Source organism: Streptomyces sp. NBC_00872 (genome assembly GCF_045161915.1).
Taxonomy (GTDB): Bacteria; Actinomycetota; Actinomycetes; order Streptomycetales; family Streptomycetaceae; genus Streptomyces.
In genome coordinates, this window is sequence record NZ_CP108806.1 from 1,832,252 (window position 1) to 1,849,997 (window position 17,746).

General features: G+C 70.5%; 16 protein-coding genes. 8 read left to right on the top strand and 8 right to left on the bottom strand.

The window, feature by feature from the left end; translation table 11 throughout:
* Positions 1-9: 9 nt before the first annotated feature.
* Positions 10-1,050 (bottom strand): transposase, encoded by a 1,041-nt coding sequence (locus tag OG214_RS07890; RefSeq protein ID WP_363079590.1) that lies wholly within the window; start codon positions 1,048-1,050, stop codon positions 10-12.
* Positions 1,037-1,648, bottom strand: a complete 612-nt coding sequence (locus tag OG214_RS07895; RefSeq protein WP_363079591.1) for a transposase — start codon at positions 1,646-1,648, stop codon at positions 1,037-1,039. Before OG214_RS07895 ends, OG214_RS07890 begins: the two co-directional genes overlap by 14 nt.
* 223 nt (positions 1,649-1,871) lie before the next feature.
* Here OG214_RS07895 and OG214_RS07900 point away from each other — a divergent pair, with 223 nt between their 5' ends.
* On the top strand, positions 1,872-2,222 hold the full coding sequence (locus OG214_RS07900) for a hypothetical protein (RefSeq protein ID WP_405984311.1): 351 nt from the start codon (positions 1,872-1,874) through the stop codon (positions 2,220-2,222).
* A 594-nt stretch (positions 2,223-2,816) separates the two neighbouring features.
* On the opposite strand, the gene OG214_RS07905 is transcribed toward OG214_RS07900, so the two are convergent.
* Positions 2,817-3,224 (bottom strand): ATP-binding protein, encoded by a 408-nt coding sequence (locus tag OG214_RS07905; protein WP_405984312.1) that lies wholly within the window; start codon positions 3,222-3,224, stop codon positions 2,817-2,819.
* Positions 3,225-3,471: 247 nt separating this feature from the next.
* Between OG214_RS07905 and OG214_RS07910 the strand changes: the two genes are divergently transcribed.
* Positions 3,472-4,335: a helix-turn-helix domain-containing protein gene (locus OG214_RS07910; protein WP_405984313.1), complete on the top strand. Its 864-nt coding sequence runs from the start codon at positions 3,472-3,474 to the stop codon at positions 4,333-4,335.
* Between the two features lie 17 nt (positions 4,336-4,352).
* Positions 4,353-4,556, top strand: a complete 204-nt coding sequence (locus OG214_RS07915; RefSeq protein ID WP_382851773.1) for a DUF397 domain-containing protein — start codon at positions 4,353-4,355, stop codon at positions 4,554-4,556.
* Positions 4,557-5,075: 519 nt separating this feature from the next.
* On the opposite strand, the gene OG214_RS07920 is transcribed toward OG214_RS07915, so the two are convergent.
* Entirely contained in the window at positions 5,076-6,146 is a 1,071-nt protein-coding gene (locus OG214_RS07920; RefSeq protein ID WP_405984314.1) for a bile acid:sodium symporter family protein, read from the bottom strand.
* Positions 6,147-6,283: 137 nt separating this feature from the next.
* Between OG214_RS07920 and OG214_RS07925 the strand changes: the two genes are divergently transcribed.
* From OG214_RS07925 to OG214_RS07935, 3 genes are all read left to right on the top strand, one after another.
* Positions 6,284-7,174 carry a LysR substrate-binding domain-containing protein gene (locus OG214_RS07925; protein WP_405984315.1) on the top strand — a complete coding sequence of 297 codons (891 nt, stop codon included), beginning with the start codon at positions 6,284-6,286 and terminating at the stop codon, positions 7,172-7,174.
* Positions 7,175-7,494: 320 nt separating this feature from the next.
* Positions 7,495-9,294 (top strand): AMP-dependent synthetase/ligase, encoded by a 1,800-nt coding sequence (locus OG214_RS07930; protein WP_405987451.1) that lies wholly within the window; start codon positions 7,495-7,497, stop codon positions 9,292-9,294.
* A 73-nt stretch (positions 9,295-9,367) separates the two neighbouring features.
* Positions 9,368-10,198: an aldo/keto reductase gene (locus OG214_RS07935; protein ID WP_382851769.1), complete on the top strand. Its 831-nt coding sequence runs from the start codon at positions 9,368-9,370 to the stop codon at positions 10,196-10,198.
* Between the two features lie 152 nt (positions 10,199-10,350).
* On the opposite strand, the gene OG214_RS07940 is transcribed toward OG214_RS07935, so the two are convergent.
* Entirely contained in the window at positions 10,351-11,298 is a 948-nt protein-coding gene (locus OG214_RS07940; RefSeq protein ID WP_363079600.1) for an AraC family transcriptional regulator, read from the bottom strand.
* A gap of 47 nt (positions 11,299-11,345) precedes the next feature.
* Complete coding sequence (locus OG214_RS07945) at positions 11,346-11,651, bottom strand: 4a-hydroxytetrahydrobiopterin dehydratase (protein WP_405984316.1); 306 nt, start codon at positions 11,649-11,651, stop codon at positions 11,346-11,348.
* A 105-nt stretch (positions 11,652-11,756) separates the two neighbouring features.
* Here OG214_RS07945 and OG214_RS07950 point away from each other — a divergent pair, with 105 nt between their 5' ends.
* Together OG214_RS07950 and OG214_RS07955 are read left to right on the top strand one after the other, a co-directional pair.
* Positions 11,757-12,641, top strand: a complete 885-nt coding sequence (locus OG214_RS07950; protein ID WP_405984317.1) for a helix-turn-helix domain-containing protein — start codon at positions 11,757-11,759, stop codon at positions 12,639-12,641.
* Between the two features lie 103 nt (positions 12,642-12,744).
* Positions 12,745-13,023, top strand: coding sequence for a hypothetical protein (locus tag OG214_RS07955; protein WP_405984318.1), 279 nt, complete (start codon positions 12,745-12,747; stop codon positions 13,021-13,023).
* A 159-nt stretch (positions 13,024-13,182) separates the two neighbouring features.
* Here the strand turns inward: OG214_RS07955 and OG214_RS07960 are convergent, their stop codons facing one another.
* Together OG214_RS07960 and OG214_RS07965 are read right to left on the bottom strand one after the other, a co-directional pair.
* Positions 13,183-16,248, bottom strand: a complete 3,066-nt coding sequence (locus OG214_RS07960) for an alpha-mannosidase (RefSeq protein WP_405984319.1) — start codon at positions 16,246-16,248, stop codon at positions 13,183-13,185.
* 148 nt (positions 16,249-16,396) lie between these two features.
* A complete protein-coding gene (locus tag OG214_RS07965) occupies positions 16,397-17,674 on the bottom strand; it encodes a glycosyl hydrolase (protein ID WP_405984320.1) in 1,278 nt (425 codons plus the stop codon).
* Between the last annotated feature and the right edge of the window lie 72 nt (positions 17,675-17,746).

The following is a 17,746-nucleotide window of genomic DNA, read 5'->3' on the forward strand; positions in this document are numbered from 1 at the left end:
CTTATTCGGTCACCCGGCGAGGGAGAGGCCGAGGCGGGCAAGGTGGCTGACGCGGGTGCGGTCGAGCGGGTGACCGTTCCACCAGGCATCGAGGCGAATGAGGTTGAGCGCAACGGCGGAGAAGACGTGCTCCAGGTGGGTCTTCTGGAGACCGAGGTATCGGGCACGTCTCATCCCGGTGACCGCGACGGCCTGGTGGATGGTTCCCTCGATGCCCGCGCGGGTTCCGTACTTGGCTCGCCAGAGCTCGTCGCCCTGCTGGAGGCGGGCATGATCGAGGACTTCTTGCAGCTCGCGGGGTTGCAGGGAGAGGGTCCGGCCACCGGTCTTCGAGCGGGTGCACTGGTCGCGCACCGGGCAGGGGCGACATGTCTCCTTGTCGAACTTGATGACGATGGCCTTGGTGCCGCGCAGGGTGGCGGGGCTCCACCAGGTGCTGGTGTCCCCGCGTGGGCAGGTGGCCTGTCGCTTGTCCCAGTCGATGGTGAACGCGGTGCGGTCGAACCCGGCGCCGGCACGTGCCTGGGGTGAGCTGTTCATCAGGACCGGGGTGACCAGGGTGACCCCGAAGTTCTTCTTCATCCCCACGATCAACTCGGCGGAGGCATAACCGGAATCGAGAAAGTGCTCGGCGGGCAGGAGATCACGGATGGCGAGCATGTGATGGACCGGTTCGGTCATTTCCGCATCGGTCACTGTGGCGTCGGTGGTCGCGATGCCGGTGATCAAGCGCAGCTGCGGTCCGTCGGCTCCAGGGATCAGCGCCTGGCCGCTGGCAGCCGAGTCCTGGTCATCGGTATCGTCGCAGGACTCACTGATGTGGACCTTATAGCCGGTCCACCCGGAGCCCTGTTTGAGGCCGTAGCGCGCGTCAGCGTCATACGGAGAGACCAGCCGCAGTCTGCCGGGCGGGAGGTCTCCGCTCTCCCGCCGCTTCACCTCCGCCCCGGCCTCGGTCACAGTGCGGTGGTAGTTCTGCACCCATATCGTGCGCAGGACCTGCACCGCCGGGAGCTCACGCAGCCAGGCCAGCGCGTCAGGGGCATGCACCGCCTCCAGCAGCGCGAACCCGTCCCGGCCGTAGACCAGGGCCGTCTCCTCGCGCTTGCTCGTGGAAGCTGGCGGATGCCAGGAGTGAATCCGCGGGCCGTAGCGTTCGGCCCATTCCCGAACGGGGCACCGCCTGGGTCAACCAGTCCGGGGCCGCACAGGCCAGCGCCTCCAGCGCGGCCCGCAGTGTTTCCCCGGCCAGCTCCAGCCTGTTCAGGTCGCGTACTGCCGCCAGCACGCGGGTGGAGTCAGTGCGCTGCCTGCCTCCGGCCTTCACCAGGCCCCGGTCCTTGAGGGCGGTCAGCAGCAGGTCGAGCACCTTCTCCTCCATCCCGTGCTCGACCAACCGCGTGCGGAACTCGGACAGCACCGAGGCGTCGAACCCGGGATCATCCAGCTCCAGGCCGAGCGCGTACTTCAGGTCCATGCCGTACCGCACCCGATGCGCTGCCGCCCGGTCGGTGAGGTTCTCGGCGAACTGCAACACCGTCACCAGCGCCAGCTGGCCCGGTGACCAGCCCGGCCGCCCTCTGGATCCGAACGCTTCGGCGAACTCGGCGTCCGCGAACAACTCGCCCAGCTCGTCACGGACCCGCATCGCCAACGGATATGGGCCCCGTGCCGCCACCGCCCGCGCCACCTGCGCGGTCAGCTCAGGCACCTTCGGCCACGGCCTCGGCCGCATCGACATTCCACACCCCACCCGCGACCGGGAACGCCAAGACGGCCGCTGCTGTCCTGACCAACGAGCCGCCAGCCCCGCCGGGCACGGAATAAGCCAGCAGGATCGGTGACAGCGTTCTTACCGGCATCCCATGTTCGTGACCGGCAGGTTGAACGATCTGCTCGGAGTCACCTTCGCCGAACGCCACGGCGAGGGCCCGGTCAGATACGTCCTGTTCCACCCGGGAACGACCGCCACGAGCTTCGCCGGCGAGTTCGACGCCCCGACGGCGGCCTTCATCGCCCAGCAGAAGCTCACGGCGAAACCCGCCGCCGAGGTCGCACCGCCCATCCTCCGGCTCCTCGACGACCCGCCCGGAGCGCCCCTCAGCGCGTTCAATCTCTCCACCGAACTCCCCTCGGGGGAAGCCTTGTTCCCACCCGGCCCGGCGGCCCGGCTGGCGGACGTCACAACGGACCTGCTGAAAGTTCTGCATCCAGATCGATGACCGTGACGCGTCGCAGCTGGCGCAGGAGTTGATGGGCGAGAACAAAGCGGAGGTCGGCCCTGCCGTACCCCACGTACAGGGTTCTGCCTTCCGGTACGAGGCCGCCCATGGCCGGAAGTAACGGTGTCGGCGGAAGGTACGGTACTCCGAGCACCCCCCACACGGTCGGTTTCCTGGCCCGTACAGCTGTGCAGCGCCGCGCAAGGCGCGGGCACTGGTCCCGGGAGAGCCGGGCGCACGGCAGGCACAGCGGTGGGTGACCGGTGGGCTCGTCCTCCAGCTCCGAGGCACTGCGGACCTTGCCCTGAAGTAAGAAGAGCGTGCCCAGCCGGGTCGTACTGGCGGGACCCGCGCACACCTGGCACAGCAGGTCCCGCATCGCCTGGCGCTGCCGGGAGAAGCTCACATCACGAAACCGCGGCTCACCGACCCCGGCCCTGCCCACGGTCCGCGCCCACAGCGCACCGAATTTGTCACGGTCGGCCGCGTCATCGTGACGATAGAAGAGCCCCTTCGTGCCAAGGCACAGGTCCGCCCTCGACACATCCCGCTCGTCACTCCACCGCGTAATGAACGGGACCCTCAACCCGCCGGTCACGCCACGACCTCCCGGGAGGGCCTGCGGATCTCGAACCAGACGTCCTTGCCCAAGGAGTGCCCCTCAACCCCCCAGGTATCGGCCATGCTCTCCAGGACGACCAGGCCGCGTCCGCTCTCGGCGGCCCAGTCCGGTTCGCGGACGACCGGCAGTTCGCCGCTGGTGTCGCTGACCACTACGCGGACGCCGTCAAGCCGACGCCGGAGAGTCAGCACGCACTGCGCGGAGTCGGTGTGCTTGCCCACATTGGACAGCAGCTCATGCGTGCACAGCGCGGTGGTCTCCGCCAAGGCGGCAAAGCCCCAGAGCCGTACGTACACGCTGACCATCTGCCGGATACCCGCGAGGGCACCCGGTCGAATTGTCAGCTCCTGCCGGTACTGCGTGATGTCTGTGTCTGCCATGACGCCCATGGCTCCTTCGGCGCCCTGAACCAGGCGCATCGCAAGTGACTTTGACGCCCCGTGACCTCTTGGACGCCATCTGTGATGACAACAGAGTGGACTCGCCCGTGCCCGTACCGCAACTAGCTGAGCTACAAAATTGTAGATTGGCAAGAACTCGCCAACCAAGTTGGCGCGTGGCGGCAGTTGGAGATGCTGTGGTTCGATATGGCACAACGCTGCCGAACTCATCCGGAAGGGGGCCGAGTTGCCCAGCCATCCACGCCCAACGGTCCGACGCCGCAAGGTAGGCGGCGAGTTCAAGCGCCTGCGCGAAGCGGCGGGCATCAAGATGGAGGAGGCCGCCGAGCGCATCGGCGGCGACAAGTCCAAGATCTCCCGCCAGGAGAACGGGCGTCAGGGAATCACCAAACTGGAGGCCGAGGCGCTGCTGGAGCTCTACCGGGTCGAGGACCAGCGGCTGAAGACGGCCCTGACGACCATGGCGCGCGAGGGCCGACGAAAGGGCTGGTGGGCACAGTACAGCGACCTGGTCGGTGAACACTTCGAGGAGCAGATCAGCATCGAGTCCGACGCGGTCCGGATACTCGCATTCCAACCGCTGCTGGTCCCGGGCCTTCTTCAGACGCGGGAGTACGCGGAGGAGTCCATCCGAGGCGTTGAGAAGGGCGCCCCCGAGGACCGGATCGAGTCATTCATCACCGTACGGATGGACCGGCAAGAGATCCTGCGGAGGGAGAACCCGCCACAGTTCGTCTGTCTGCTGGACGAAGCGGTACTCCATCGCATGGTCGGCGGACCGAAGGTAATGGCCGCTCAGCTCCAACGGCTCATCGAGTTGAACAACCCGCCCCAACTGTCCATCCAAGTGGTCCCCTTCGGGCAGGGCTGGCACGCGGGTCTGGATGGTGCGTTCACTATCTTCTCGTACCCGGATCCCATGGATCTGGACGTTGTCAGCCTGGGATACCTCGACGGGATGCTCTATCTGGAGGAGGATGGACCTGTCGACCGGTACAAGCTCGCTTTTGACCAGCTCCGGGCGAGCGCTCTACCGTCGCGACAGTCCATGGGCCTGATCGCACGATTGGCCAGAGCGCTGACCAGCTAGAGGCAGGTAGACGAAAAATGATCCGGCACGGCCTCCCCGAGGACAAGTGGCAGAAGTCCTCCTACAGCCCTGACAACGGGGGGCAATGCTTCGAACGACAGATGACCGCGGACGGCCTCGTCGCCGTCGGCGACAGCAAGAACCGCCTCCTGGGAGCCCACGCCTTCGAACCGGCCGTATGGCAGCAGTTCGTCAACGCCGTACGCACGGGCACCGTCTAGCTCCACCAGCACCCGCACCCCGCCGGCAGGCCACCACCCCCGAGCCACAGCCGCATCCGACCGGCCTCGTCTCTGCGTCCTCAATCGCCGGACGGCTCGCGTTTCGGCCTGCGGCCGGAGTACGGCGAGGAGCTGGGCCTCCTCCGCGCACGAAGCCGCACCAGGGTTGGCCGTTCCGTCCTCAAACGCCGGACGGGCTGGATACGCGGCCGGCACCGGGCGGAAACCCGGCGTCCGGGCGGGAGGGGGTCGGGGTCGCAGGAGGTGCGTGTCCGGACGTAAAGCGTCGCAACTCGCGCGAAGCGCGGTGAGGATAGCAGTCCGGACACGCACCTCCGGAGGCCCCGGCATCCGCACCCACCACGGCACCGGCCCCGCGCCACCAGGCGCACCCCACGCCCCGGTACCGGTACCGGCCGGCAAAACCCAGCCCGTCCGGCGATTGAGGACGGAACGGCCCCGCACGGACCCGGTGGCCTTGCATCGGCGTTCAGCACTCGCGGCCAAGCGCGCCCCCGGTCAGAGCGCGGTCCCTACCCTCGCCGGCGGTGCGGCGCTTTCGCGCGGGAGAGGGCCGGCCACGGGCCCCGCGGTCGCCGGTGGCCCGCCGGACTCCGCCGCGCGGCGCTTCGCGATGACCGCGCACACCATGAGCTGCATCTGGTGGAAAAGCATCAGCGGCAGTACGGCGAGGCTCGCCCCCGGCCCGAACAGCACGCTCGCCATGGGGAGTCCGGCCGCCAGACTCTTCTTCGAGCCCGCGAACTGGATCGCGATACGGTCCGCCCGCGCGAAGCCGAGCCGCTTGGCGCCGTACCAGCTCAGCGTCAGCATCGTCGCGAGCAGCACCGCCTCGACGGCCAGCAGCGCGGCGAGGGCGGCCGGGGTCACCCGGTGCCAGACGCCCGCGACCATGCCCTCGCCGAACGCGGTGTAGACGACCAGCAGGATCGAACCCCGGTCGACGAAGCCCAGCAGCTTCCGGTGCCGGGTGAGAAAACCGCCGACCCAGCGGCGCAGCGCCTGTCCCGCCAGGAAGGGCAGCAGAAGCCGCACCACGATCCCGGCCAGCGAGTCCGCCGAGAATCCGGCCGTGTCGCCGCCGATCAGCAGCGCCGCGAGCACCGGTGTGACCACGATGCCCGCGAGGCTGGAGAACGATCCCGCGCAGATCGCCGCGGGCACATTGCCGCGCGCCATGGAGGTGAAGGCGATGGACGACTGGATCGTCGACGGCACCAGACAGAGGAAGAGCAGCCCGCTGTAGAGCTGGGGTGTCAGCACGGACGGCACGAGTCCCCCCGCCGCCAGTCCCAGCAGCGGGAAGACCATGAAGGTGCAGGCGAGGACGGTCAGATGGAGCCGCCAGTGCCGCAGTCCCCCGACCACCTCACGGGTGGAGAGCCGGGCCCCGTAGAGAAAGAACAGCACCGCCACCGCGCCGGTCGACGCGCCGTCCGCGACCTCGGCGGCCGGACCGGAGGCCGGCAGTACGGCCGCGAGCGCGACGGTTCCGAGAAGGGCCAGGACGAACGGATCGACGGGGAGCCAGGACGGTATGCGCGGGCGTGGGGTACGGCGGCGGTTCATGTGCTCCACTACTGGCTGTCGGTACGCGTCGTGCCTCCCCATCATCCGCCGCTCACGCTTGATCGGGAATCCCGTATACCGCTCTGACTGTTATCGTGCCGCGCGATAACCCCATGATCGGGCCATAACCTGGCCGTATGTACGACCCAGGACAGCTCCGCACCTTTCTCGCCGTGGCCCAGACGCTCAGCTTCACGCAGGCGGCCCGCAGACTGGGGCTGCGCCAGTCCACGGTGAGCCAGCACATCCGCCGGCTGGAGGACGCCACGGGGCGACCGCTGTTCACCCGGGACACCCACCGGGTGGAGCTGACGGAGGACGGCGAGGCCATGCTCGGTTTCGCCCGGACGATCCTGGCGGCCCATGAGCGCGCGACGGCCTTCTTCACCGGTACCCGGCTGCGCGGCCGGCTCCGCTTCGGGGCCTCGGAGGACTTCGTCCTGACCCGGCTGCCGGAGATCCTGGAGTCCTTCCGGCGCGACCATCCCGAGGTGGATCTGGAGCTGACGGTCGAGCTGTCCGGCACCCTCCACACCCAGCTCGCGGCGGGCCGGCTCGATCTCGTACTGGCCAAACGGCGCCCTGCCGACACCCATGGCGAACTGGTCTGGCGGTCCGCCCTCGACTGGATCAGGGCGCCACGGCTGCGGCTCGACCCGGACCGCCCGCTCCCGCTGATCCTCTTCCCGCCGCCCGCCATCACCCGCGCCCGCGCGCTGGAGGTGCTGGAGACGCGGGGCAGGAGCTGGCGCGCCGCGTGTACGAGCGCGAGCCTGAGCGGACTGATCGCGGCGGCCCGCGCGGGGCTCGGCGTCATGGCCCATACGCGCGGGCTGATCCCGCCGGGCCTGGTCCCCGTACCGGCCAGGGCGGGGCTGCCCGAGCTGGGCGAGGTGGACTTCGTCCTGCTGCACGGCAGGGGCCGCGGGCACGCGGCGGCCCAGGAGGCGGCGGACGCCCTGGCCGCGGCGATTCTGGCGGCCGGCGACCGGCTGCACCGCCTGTCCTCGGCGGCCACCGACGCCTGACGGAGCCGCCACACCATGTCCCCCGCCACCGCATACGGCAGGTACGGACCAAGGTCCCCGGTGGTGGAGCACCCGTGTCAGTGGCGTATCAGTGCCGTACGGATTCGGTGCAGATTCCACCCATCGCCGCTCCCTCCGTGGTCAGATATCGGCCCCCGCCCCGTCGGTCCCACCGTGACCGGGGCGCTGACCTGGAGGGATACGGCTCCGTTCAGGTGCCGCGCGTGCTCTCCCCACGGGCCTCGCGCTGGGGTACCTTCACCGGCGCTGCGCGGAGCGCCACAAGGAGCAGGTCATTGCGCGAGTTCACCGTCCCCCCGCTGCCGGCCGCCCCCCATGTCGGCGGGCTCGCGGACGCCGTCTTCGAGCACGCGCTCGCCACTCCCGGCCATGTCGTCCTCGGCCGCAAGGACGAGGAGGGCCGATGGCGGGACATGACCTCCGCCGCCTTCCGTGACGACGTGCTCAGGCTGGCCAAGGGGCTGCTCGCGCACGGCGTACGGTTCGGGGACCGCGTCGCGATCATGTCCCGTACCCGCTACGAGTGGACGCTCTTCGACTTCGCGCTCTGGTCCGTCGGCGCCCAGCCCGTACCCGTCTATCCCACCTCCTCCGCCGAGCAGGTCCACTGGATGCTCCACGACGCCGAGGTCTCGGCCTGTCTGGTGGAGCACGAGGACCACGCCATGACCGTCGGTTCGGTGATCGACCGGCTGCCCCGGCTCAAACGGCTCTGGCAGCTCGACGCCGACGCGGTGGCGGAGCTGTTCGCGGCGGGCGACGGTCTCGACGACGAGATGGTGCACCGGCACCGCAGGGCGGTCACCCCGGACTCCGTGGCCACGGTGATCTACACCTCGGGTACCACCGGCCGCCCCAAGGGATGTGTGATCACCCACGCCAACCTCATGTTCGAGGCGGACACGGTGCTGGGCCGCTGGGAGCCGGTCTTCCACACCAAGTCGGGCGACGAGGCCTCGACACTGCTCTTCCTCCCGCTCTCCCATGTCTTCGGGCGGATGATCGAGATCGCGGCGATCCGCGGCCGGGTGAAGCTGGGCCATCAGCCCGCGCTCCAGGCGAGCGCCCTGCTGCCCGATCTGGCGGCGTTCCGGCCGTCCTTCATCCTGGCCGTGCCGTACATCTTCGAGAAGGTCTACGCGGCGGCGCGCCGCAAGGCGGAGAGCGAGGGCAGAACGGCCCCCTTCGACAAGGCCGTCGACGTGGCGGTGCGTTACGCGCAGGCGCGGGAACAGCGGGCCTTCGGCTTCGGCCCGGGACCCTCCGCGGCGCTGCGCGTACAGCACCAGTTCTTCGACAAGGCCGTCTACGCCAAGGTCCGTGAGGCGATGGGCGGCCGGGTACGGCACGCCATGTCCGGCGGTTCCGCGATGGACCGGCGTCTCGGGCTCTTCTTCGCGGGCGCGGGCATCACCGTCTACGAGGGGTACGGGCTCACGGAGTCGAGCGCGGCGGCCACGGCCAATCCGCCCGAGCGCACCCGTTACGGCACGGTGGGGCAGCCGGTCCCGGGCACCTCGGTGCGTATCGCGGGCGACGGCGAGGTGCTGCTGCGCGGCGGCCAGGTCTTCTCCGGCTATCTGGGCGACCGGAAGGCGACCGAGGCCGTGCTGCGCGACGGCTGGCTCGCCACCGGTGATCTGGGCGCGCTCGACGAGGACGGCTATCTCACCATCACCGGCCGGAAGAAGGAGATCCTGGTGACCTCCGGCGGCAAGAGCGTGTCGCCCGGCCCCCTGGAGGAGCGGGTACGGGCCCATGCGCTGGTGGCCCAGTGCATCGTGGTCGGCAACGACCGTCCGTATGTCGCCGCGCTGGTCACCGTGGACCGGGAGGCCGTGGACCACTGGCTCTCCGTCCAGGGAAAACCGCCGCTGACCCCGGCCGAGCTGGTCCGGGACCCGGATCTGGAGACGGAGATCAGACGCGCGGTGGTGGCCGCGAACACGGCGGTGTCCCAGGCCGAGTCGATCCGTACGTTCCGGATCCTGGCGCATCCGTTCAGCGAGGAGCACGGGCTGCTCACCCCCTCGCTGAAGCTCAAGCGCAAGGCGATCGAGGCCGCGTACGCCGTGGAGGTCGACGCGCTCTACCGTTGAGGCCGGGAATCCGCCCGTCCCTGTGCTCGTTGGAGCGGGGAGAAACAACCGACGACGTTAGGATCGACCGCTCGTGAGCAAGGTCCCCACCCTCACCCTCAACAACGGCATCGAGATGCCCCAGCTCGGCTTCGGGGTCTGGCAGGTACCGGACGCCGAGGCGGTGAAGGCGGTCGCCGCCGCCCTGGAGTCCGGCTACCGGAGCATCGACACCGCCGCCATCTACGGCAACGAGGAGGGCACGGGCCAGGCCCTCGCGGCCTCCGGGATCGCCCGGGAGGAGCTGTTCGTCACCACCAAGCTGTGGAACAGCGACCAGGGGTACGACTCGGCCCTGCGCGCCTTCGACACCTCGCTGGAGAAGCTCGGTCTGGACTATGTCGACCTCTATCTCATCCACTGGCCGAGGCCCGAGGCCGGCACCTACACCGACACGTACAGGGCGTTCGAGAAGATCCACGCGGACGGCCGCGCCAGGTCCATCGGTGTCTCGAACTTCCTTCCCGTCCATCTGGAGCGGCTGATCGGCGAGACCTCCGTGGTCCCCGCCGTCAATCAGATCGAGCTGCACCCGCAGCTGCCGCAGGCCGAGTCCCGCGCCTTCCACGCGGAGCACTCCATCACCACCGAGGCCTGGTCGCCGCTGGGCCAGGGCAAGGGGCTGCTGGAGGTCCCGACGGTGGTGGCGGTCGCGCGCAAGCACGGCAGGACCCCGGCGCAGGTGGTGCTGCGCTGGCACCTCCAGCTCGGGCATGTGGTGATCCCCAAGTCCGTGACCCCGTCCCGGATCCAGGAGAACATCGACGTGTTCGGCTTCGAGCTGGACGCGGACGACCTGGCGGCGTTCGCCGCGCTGGACGAGGGCAGGCGCCTCGGCCCGGACCCGGCGACGTTCAACGTCTGAGAGGTTCGACGACCGACCCGGCGGCGGGTCCGTCCCCGGCCGCCGGGCGGTTCCGTTCCGAGCCCGTACCGCGCGTTCCGCGCCCGTACCGCGCGTGCGGAGACGCGCGTTCGGGGTGCCGCGGCGCCGCGAAGGCCAGGGCCGGACAGGGCCTAGGAACCCGTCGTGGCGCCCGCGCGGTACTCCTGGGGGCTGACCCCCCGTACCCGTTTGAAGGCCGCGCTCAGCGCGAACGAGCCGCTGTAGCCGACCTTCCTGGCCACCGACTCGACCGTCGCGTCCGTCCCGCGCAGCAGATCGGCGGCGAGCGCGAGCCGCCAGCCCGTCAGATACGCCATCGGGGGCTCCCCGACGAGTTCGGTGAACCGGCGCGCGAGTCCGGCCCGGGAGACTCCGCACGCGGCGGCGAGGGAGGCGACCGTCCAGGAACGGGCGGGCTCGTTCTGGAGCAGCCTCAGGGCGTTGCCGACCGCGGGGTCGGCCATGGCGCGGTACCAGCCGGGGGCCTCCGCGTCCGGGCGCGAGAACCATGCCCTGAGCACGGCTATCAGGATCAGGTCCAGCACCCGGTCCAGGACCACGCCCTGGCCGGGTTCGTCCCGCGAGATCTCCTCGTCGAGGACCGGCATCAGCGGGCCGTTCCAGGCGCCGGACGAGAGCTGGAGCAGCGAGGGCAGGGCGTCCAGCAGCCGTCTGCTGACCTCACCGTCCATCTGGTACGTGCCGATCAGCACGGTCGTACCGCCGTCCGGAGCGTTCCCCCAGGTCCGTACGCCCAGACGCATGGACTGGGCGAGCGGCTCGCCCTCCAGCGTGTGGCAGACACCGCCGGGGCCGATCAGCGCGCGCGGCGTGGTCAGGGGGCTGTCCGCGGTGATGTACGCCTCGGGGCCCCGGGCGATCGCCACGTCCCCCGGGCGCAGCAGCACCGGCTCCCCGCCGCCGTCGGGGACGATCCACGCCTCGCCGCGGGTGACACACATCAGACAGAGCGGGGCGTGGTCCTCGATGCGCACCGACCACGGCGGCTCCATCACCATGCGCAGCAGAAAAGCCCCCCGGGCCCGAGGTCCGTCCAGGAGTCCGGCGAGTACGTCCATGGTCACCAGCGTAAATGCACCGGTGGGGGTACTCGTCGCCGCACCGATCAGTTCGCGCCGTGTGCCGGGGCAATCTCCTCGACCCGCCCCGCGAGGGCGAAGTCCTTCACGGTGACGGCGCCGCCCGCGTCATGGGTGTGCACGGCGACGGTGACGGAGCTGTAACCCAGTGTCAGATCGGAGTGATGGTTCAACTCGTCCTGGATCCGGGCGACATGGACCACCATGGCGGTCGCGGCGAAATGGCTGCCGAGACGGTAGGTACGGGTGAGGCGACTGTCCGTCAGGGACCAGGCGGGAAGGTCACGCAGCCGTGTCTCGATCTCCTGCGGGGACAGCGGTTCTGTGGCCATGGCGGGGCTCCTTGCGGGAACGGCGGGGCGGCGACGCGGCCGACGATACGTCCTGGGCCGGGCATCGGGTGGGACCCCGCCGGGACGTTGCACTACGGTTTCCGCATGGCAGCTCCCGCTTCCGCTCCCGCTTCCGCTTCCGCTCCCGCTTCCGCCCCGGCTTCCGCTCCCGGCCTGGCGATCGGGCCTCTGCTGCGCGACTGGCGCAGACAGCGCCGGGTGAGCCAGCTGGAGCTGGCCCTCCAGGCCGATTCGTCCGCGCGGCACATCAGCTTCATCGAGACGGGCCGGGCGCGTCCCAGCGAGGAGATGGTGCTGAGGCTGGCCGAGCGGCTCGACATCCCGGTGCGGGAGCGCAACTCCCTGCTGCTGGCGGCCGGTTACGCGCCCCGCTTCACCGAGACCGCGCTGGACGATCCGGCCATGGACGCCCTGCGGAAGGGACTGAGCCGGCTGCTCCAGGGGTACGAGCCGTATCCGGCGCTCGTCGTCGACGGGACGTACACCGTGGTGGCCGCCAACCGGGGCATCGCCATGCTGCTGGAGGGGGTGCCCGAGAAGCTGCTCGCGCCGCCCCTGAACGCCATGCGGCTCACGCTCCATCCGGAGGGCCTGGCCCCGCGTATCCGCAATCTGCGTGAGTGGCGCGGGCATCTGCTGGACCAGATGGGGCGCAGGCTGGCGCTGGACCGCTCTCCGGCGCTGCGCGAGCTGTACGACGAGGTGGCCGGCTATCCGCTCCCCCCGTCGGCCGGACCGGTCGGATCGGCGGGGGAGGCCGGGGAGGCCGCCGAGGAGCCGTGGCCCGGCGCCGGGCCGAGGTTCGCGCTGCCGCTGCGGATCGAGCACGACGGGCGGGTGCTCTCCTTCCTCTCGTCCATCTCCACCTTCAACACACCGATGGATGTGACGGTCGCCGAACTGGCCATCGAGACCTTCCTCCCGGCGGATCCGGCGACGGTCAAGTATCTGACCGTGCGGTCACCCTGACCTTCGGCGCTCCGGGCCCGCGTGCCCGGCGCTGCGCGTCCTCACTGTCAGACCCATGGACAACACTTGATGGTCCGGCAGATCCACAGGGAGGAAGCCCGGTATGAGCACCACCACGTCGAGTACGTCCGGCATGTCCGGCACGTCGAGCGGGTCCACCGCGGCCCAGGCCTATCTGCGGCTCATGGCGGCCGTCCGGGCGGTGCTGGACGATCCCCTCCAGGCCTCGCTCGCCGCCCCGCTGCTGGCCGCTCCCCTCGCCGAGGCTGACGCGGCCCTGACCGCGGCCGGTCTGGCGGGCAACGAGCGGGACTTCCTGCGTCTCGTCGCCACCCAGGCCCTGGGCCCGGCACCGGGCGGCGCGGAGGCGGAGGACCGGTGAACGGGCCCCGCGTCCCGGGGTGTCGGGGGCGGGGGGTGTCGGGGGCGGGGAGGAGCGGGGTCCGGAGAGGCCATGGGGCGGGCGCCCTGTTCCCGGGGCGCCCGCCGCCAAGGTCCGTCCGGCCCCGTCGGACGACGGGTCAGTCGCGCGTCAGCCGCGTCAGCCGCGCGTCAGCCGCAGGGTGATCAGTTCGAACGGGCGGAGCGACAGGCGTACCGCGCCGTCCGTCAGCTCCGGCCGCTCCCGGGTCTCCGGCCGCTCCTCGCCCTCCGCCGGTCCGGCGTCCCGCAGCGGCCGTTCCAGCAGATCGGTCGCCTCCAGTCCGGTGGCCTCGAAGCCCAGGCCGACCCGGACCTTGGCCCGGCCGCCGGTCGACTCGTAGAGCCGTACGACCAGATCGCCGCTCCCGTCGTCGGCCAGCTTCAGCGCGCTGACGACGACGGCGTCGTTGTCGACGGTGACCAGCGGGGCCACTTCGGTGTCCCCGGTGACCCCGCGCTCCGGCAGATTGATCCGGTAGCCCTCGCGGACCGCGTCACCGATGGAGGCGCCGGGGGCCAGGGCGTGCCGGAAGCGGTGCACACCCTGGTCGGTCTCCGGGTCGGGGAAGCGCGGCGCGCGCAGCAGCGAGACCCGCACCGTGGTGGTCGTACCGGCGTCCGACGTCCGTACCGTACGGGTCACATCGTGCCCGTACGTGGAGTCGTTCACCAGGGCGACGCCCCAGCCCGGCTCCTCCAGATGCACGAAGCGGTGGTTGCAGGCCTCGAACTTGGCCGCCTCCCAGCTCGTGTTGGTGTGGGTGGCCCGGTAGACATGGCCGAACTGGGTCTCCGAGGCATAGCGTTCGGCGTGCACGTCCAGCGGGAAGGCGGCCTTCAGGAACTTCTCGGTCTCGTGCCAGTCGACCTCGGTGTCGATGTCGAGCCGCTTGACCCCCGGTGCGAGCGTCAGCACCTGGGTGACCTTCGACGCGCCGAAGGTGCGCACAAGACGGACGGAGGCCGCGTCCGTGCCCTCGACCGGCGTGAGTTCGTCGAGCTGGGTGAGATCGGTGACGGTGTTCCGGTAGAACTCGTCCACGTCCCAGGCGTCCCACTGGTTCGGGAAGTCGGGGTGGATCTGGAGGAGGTTGGCCGCCTCGCCGGGGGCGACGGTCTCGCGCTCCGCGCTGATGTCGTAGACCGACACCACCAGTCCCCGGCCGTCGATCTCGACCTCCAGCAGACCGTTGCTGAGTACGTAGCCGCCGTCCTCGCGCGGCAGCAGCTCGGCGCCGCCGCCACCGGTGGCCGGTCCCGCGCCGCCCGCCGCGACACCACCGCGCGCGTGCGGGGCGGAGTTGAAGAGCAGGGTCGTGGAGCCGGCCGGGTCACCGGCGAGGGCGCGCTGCGCCCCGTCGATGATCTCGTTCAGTTCCTCGGCGACACCCGCGTAGGTCCGGGCCGCCTCGCGGTGCACCCAGGCGATCGACGAGCCGGGCAGGATGTCGTGGAACTGGTGCAGGAGCACCGTCTTCCAGATCCGGTCGAGCCGCTCGTACGGATACGGGGCGCCGGTCCGTACGGCGGCGGTGGCGGCCCACAGCTCCGCCTCGCGCAGCAGATGCTCGCTGCGCCGGTTGCCCTGCTTGGTCTTCGCCTGGCTGGTGAGGGTGGCACGGTGCAGTTCCAGATAGAGCTCGCCCACCCAGACCGGCGGATTCGGGTACTCCGCCTCGGCCTTGGCGAAGAAGGCGCCCGGGGTCTCCCACTCGACCGTCGCGGAGCCTTCGAGGCCGCGCAGCCGGGCGGCCTTGGCGACCATCTCACGGGTGGTGCCGCCGCCTCCGTCGCCCCAGCCGGTGGGCGCGAGCGAGTGCCTGGCGGCGCCCTTCTCCTTGAAGTTCCGTGCGGCGTGGGCGATCTGGGCACCCGTCATCGCGCAGTTGTAGGTGTCGACGGGCGGGAAGTGGGTGAAGATCCGCGTCCCGTCGATACCCTCCCAGCGGAAGGTGTGGTGCGGGAACTTATTGATCTTGCTCCACGAGATCTTCTGGGTGAGCAGCCACTTGGAGCCGGCGGCCTTGATGATCTGCGGCAGCCCCGCGGCGAAGCCGAAGGTGTCGGGCAGCCACGCCTCGTCGTTCTCGATGCCGAACTCGTCCAGGAAGAAGCGCTTCCCATGGACGAACTGCCTGGCCATCGCCTCGGAGCCGGGCATATTGGTGTCGGACTCGACCCACATGCCGCCGGCCGGTACGAACCGGCCCTCCGCCACGGCCTTCTTGACCTTGGCGTAGACCTCGGGCCGGTGCTCCTTGATCCAGGCGAACTGCTGCGCCTGCGACATCGCGAAGACGAACTCGGGCTCGTCCTCCAGCAGGGCGGTCATATTGGCCGTCGTACGGGCGACCTTGCGGACCGTCTCGCGCAGCGGCCACAGCCAGGCCGAGTCGATGTGCGCGTGGCCGACCGCGCTGATCCGGTGCGCGGTCGACGGCGCGGGGGTGGCCAGCACCCCGGCGAGCCGCTCCCTGGCGGCGGCCGCGGTGCCGTTGACGTCCTGGAGGTCGACCGCGTCGAGCGCGCGGCTGATGGCGCGCAGGATCTCCCAGCGGCGGGCGCCGTCGAGGGGCAGCTCGGCCATCAGCTCCCCGAGGACCTCCAGGTCCTGGACGAGCTGCCAGACGGTCTCGTCGAAGACGGCGAGATCCATCCGGGCGAGGGTGTACTGCGGTTCGGTGCCCGCGGTCGCCTTGTCGCCGAGCGCGGTCGGCAGGAAGGGGTGGTAGTCGAGGATCACGGGGTTGGACGCGGCCTCGATGTGCAGCAGCACCTCCTCGCCGCCCGCGACGGGCGCGCCGATCCGCACCCACTGGTTGCGCGGGTTGAGACCCTTCACCGGGGTGCCGTCGGGCCGGTAGACCAGGCCCTCGCACTGGAATCCCGGCATGTTCTCGTCGAATCCGAGGTCGAGCAGGGCCTCCACGGTGCGGCCCGCCCAGCGCTCGGGGACGGTTCCGGAGACCCGGAACCAGCTCGTGCCCCAGGGGGCGCCCCACCGGTCGCCTGCCGCGATCGGTTCGGCCGGGCCCGCGAGGCCCTCCTCGACCGGTACGGGCTCTCCCGGCGCGGTCCAGACGGCGATGTCGAGCGGTACGGATTCGGGGTATACGGCGGGCCGGATGCGCTCGTCGAGGACCCGCTTGAGGCGGCCTTCGACCAGGCTGCGGTCGTCGTGCATGAGGGGACGCTCCTGAGGTGCGTAAGAGTGCGGCGGTGGGTGCGGGTGGCCGGCGGCCGGCCAAGACGGTATTCGAGGTCGTGGGCTACGGGCTACGGGCTACGGGCTACGGGCTACGGGCTACGGGCTACGGAATGGTGCCCCGGGGTCAGCCGACCTGGTCCGGGTGGACGATCTCGGTGATACCGCGCACCGCCAGATGTTCCTTGTCCTCGGCGCGGCCCGCAAGGACCGCGGTGGGACGGATCCCGGCCGCGGTGAGCCGGGCGAAGGCCTCGAAGAAGGCTCCGCCGGGACCGCAGGCGGCACGGGCGGGCGCCGCGTCGTCGTCTCCGGTGCCGTCACCCGTACCGTCCCCGGTGCCGACGACGAGCGCGGTGGTGCGCACCGCGGGCGCGTACGGCACACCGCGCCGCTCCTCGACGATCCGCGCGAGGGTCCGCCCCGCGGGCTTGACCCGCCGGTCGTTGGTCAGCAGACCGAGGCTGTACTCCAGCTCCGGGAAGTCGGCGAGCGAGCGCGACACATCGTGCGAGCACCACCAGGTGATGCCCCAGACATCGGCGCAGTCCAGCGCGTTGGCCACGGTCGCCTCGGTGAACCCGGCCGCGTGCTCGGCCGGGATCACCGGCGCGGGGGCGCCGACCTCCTGGAGCCAGACCGGCCGGTGCGGCTCCAGCGCCCAGGCCTTGGACAGCTCGATCAGATACGCGGCGTGGTGCTCGGTGGCCGTGCCGGTACGGCCGTACCGCTGGGCGGTCCCGTTGAACACCCAGGAGTGCACGGCGGTGACGGCGCCGATCCTCGCCGCGTGCGCCGGGGTGAAGGCATGCCCGTCCTGGTACCAGGCGGCGTCGTACTCGGCGTGCAGATGGAGCTTGCCGGGCGCCCCCTCCTCGCACGCGTCCAGCATGCGGCGGAGCCAGTCGGCCGCCTGACGCGGGGTGATGGGGTCGGGATCGGGGTGCGGCGGCCCGGAGAACTGGTTGATCTCGTTGCCCACGGTCATCCCGATGAAGTTGGGGCGGTCGGCGAGCGCGGCGGCGAGCGTCCGCAGATACTCGGTCTGTCCGGAGACGACATCGTTGTCGGTGAAGATGTTCCCGCGGTGCCAGGTCCGTGTCCAGGCGGGCAGGAAGTCGAAGCTCGACAGATGGCCCTGGAGTCCGTCGACATTGACGTCCAGACCGCGTTCGGCCGCCGCGTCGGCGAGCTGGACGAGCTGTTCCACGGCACGGGGCCTGATCAGGGTGCGGTTGGGCTGGAAGAGCGGCCAGAGCGGGAAGACCCGGATGTGATCGAGACCGAGTTCCGCGATGGAGTCCAGGTCCGCGCGCACGGCGTCGGGATCGAAGTCCAGCCAGTGGTGGAACCAGCCCTGGCTGGGGGTGTAGTTGACGCCGAAGCGCGGGGCGGAAGTGTTCATACTGGCAACGTTGTCCTGGTTCTGTGGTGCGGTGCGCGCCACTGTGGTGCGGTGCGCGCCGGTCCGCCGGGG